This is a genomic window from Streptomyces botrytidirepellens, assembly GCF_003721215.1.
In the GTDB taxonomy this organism is placed as follows: domain Bacteria; phylum Actinomycetota; class Actinomycetes; order Streptomycetales; family Streptomycetaceae; genus Streptomyces; species Streptomyces himastatinicus.
The window spans coordinates 1-2133 of record NZ_RIBZ01000173.1; the positions used below are offsets into that span (position 1 = coordinate 1).

The 2133-nt window shown below is 75.9% G+C and carries 1 protein-coding gene and 1 pseudogene; one reads left to right on the plus strand and one right to left on the minus strand.

The window, feature by feature from the left end; translation table 11 throughout:
- Nucleotides 1-493: pseudogene (locus tag EEJ42_RS13355) on the plus strand (MauE/DoxX family redox-associated membrane protein); the annotation flags it as partial.
- On the opposite strand, the gene EEJ42_RS13360 reads toward EEJ42_RS13355, so the two are convergent.
- Nucleotides 482-2133 (minus strand): SpoIIE family protein phosphatase (locus tag EEJ42_RS13360; protein WP_123100168.1); only part of this gene is annotated, 1652 nt, incomplete at its 5' end. The pseudogene EEJ42_RS13355 and the gene EEJ42_RS13360 sit on opposite strands and share 12 nt — an antisense overlap.

Genomic DNA, 2133 nt, shown 5'->3' on the forward strand with positions numbered 1-2133 from the left:
CTTCGCCCGCGCCGCCGTGGTGGTGGCGGGCGGTGTCGCCGTGGCGCTGGCCCGGCACCCCTGGTGGGTCACGGCCCCGCGCCACCCGGCCGCCACCGGATGCTGCGCCCTGGTGGCGGTGGCCGGGCTGGTGGCCCTCGGCGCCGACCGCCGGTGGCGGATGCCGTGGCGCAGGCTGCGCCTGCGCCTCACCGGACACCCGCTGGCCGGAACCCCGCCAGGGGTACCGGTGGCCGCGACGGTCGAGCTGCTGGAACACTCGCTCGCCTGGCAGAGCACCTCGCCCCTGGTGCGGTCGGCGCTGCTGGACCACTGGGACGAGGGCGGCTGGCGCATCCTCCAGTACGCCGGGGTCCACGCCCGCGGCGGCGCCGCGCGACCGGTGGTGGTGCTCTTCGCGCTGGACGCGGAGGCGAGCCGGGACGCGGTACGGGAGCCCGCGGTGCGGGTGAGCGTCCTCGACGCCGATACGGGCGAACGGTTACGGAGCTGACGCGGCCAGCAGCGCCGTGTCGTCGTCCACCCGGCCCGGTATGTCCAGCAGTCCGAGCGCCCGGTCGATGATGGCCTGAGGATCGGCGAGGACGGGCGGGGTGAGCCCGTCGCAGGCGCGCCGCAGCGCCGCCAGGCCGTCGTCGAGGGGCAGATGGCTGTTCTCCACCAGCCCGTCGGTGAACAGCAGCAGCCCCGCGCCGGGCGGCAGCCGCGTCTCGTGGCCGACCAGGGGCTCGTCCGCGAGACCCAGCGGGGCGTTGGGGCAGACGTCGAGGAAACTCGTCGTCCCGCCTGCCACCAGCAGCGGCGGCAGATGGCCACTGGCCGCGTACCGGAGCCGCCGGGTGCGTGGTTCGTACACCGCGTACAGGCACGTCGCGAAGTGGTCGACGTCCAGGGAGCGCAGATAGGCGTCCAACTTGCCCAGCAGCACGCCGGGGGAGGCGCGGTCCAGGGCGAAGCCGCGCAGGGTGGAGCGCAGCCGGCCCATCACGGTGGCGGCGTCCACGTCATGGCCCATCACATCGCCGATGGCCAGGCCCATCTCGCCGTCGGGCAGCGCGATGACGTCGTACCAGTCGCCACCGATCTCGGCGCCGCTGGCGCTCGCCTCGTAGTACGAGGCGGTGCGCAGCCCCGGCACCTGGGGGAGGTGTTGCGGCAGCAGGGCGCGCTGGAGGGTCAGGGCGAGGTGGCGCTCGTTGCGGAAGCGGGCCGCGTTGTCGTAGGCGAGGGCCAGCCGCCCGGCCACGCCCTGGAGATACTGCCGGTCGGCCATGGTGTACGCGCCCTCGCGCCGGGCGATGGCCAGGGCGCCCAGCGTCCGGCCGTGCGCGAGCAGCGGTACGGAGAGCAGGGTGCCGCCGGTGGCGGGCGGCTCGGGGGCGGTGCCCGCGAGCAGGGTGTCGCCGAGGGCCCGGTCCAGGACGCCGCCCGGCGCCACGGACTCCCCGGCGGCGTACAAGGGCCGCTCGGCACGGGGGTCGGCGAGACGGATGCGTATCTCGTCGGCCAGGGCCGGGACGAGCAGTTCCCGGGCGGTGTCCAGGACCTGCGGCGGATCGAGGGTGTCGGACAGCAGCAGGCTCGCCTGGGACAGCGAGGTGAGCATGTCCGCCTGCCTGCGGCTGTCGCTGAGCACCCGTTCGCGCAGCCGGGACAGCTCCAGGTTGGCGCTGACCCGGGCCAGCAGCTGACGCGCCGAGAAGGGTTTGGCGAGGTAGTCGTCCGCGCCCGCGCCCAGCCCCCGCACCGTGGACTCCTCCCCGGCCCGCGCGGTCAGCATGATGATCGGCAGCCGGGTGGTCCGTGGGTCGCCGCGCAGCGCCCGCACCAGCCCGAAGCCGTCCAGGCGCGGCATCATCACATCGGTGAGCACCAGGTCCACGGGGTGCGCCAGGGCGGTGTCCAGCGCGGCACGGCCGTCGGCCGCGAGGAGGACGTCGTGCTCGCGGCCGAGGAGATCGCCCAGATAGGACCGTACGTCGGCGTTGTCGTCGGCGACCAGCAGCCGCGGCCGCCGGGCCGGGCCGGGCTCCGCGGGGCCCGGGGCGTACGGCGCCTCGAAGGGCGCGTCGGAGGGGGCCTCGACCGGGACCGCGGAGGGCGCCTCCGCCCCCTCCGAGGCCGCCGCCGGGC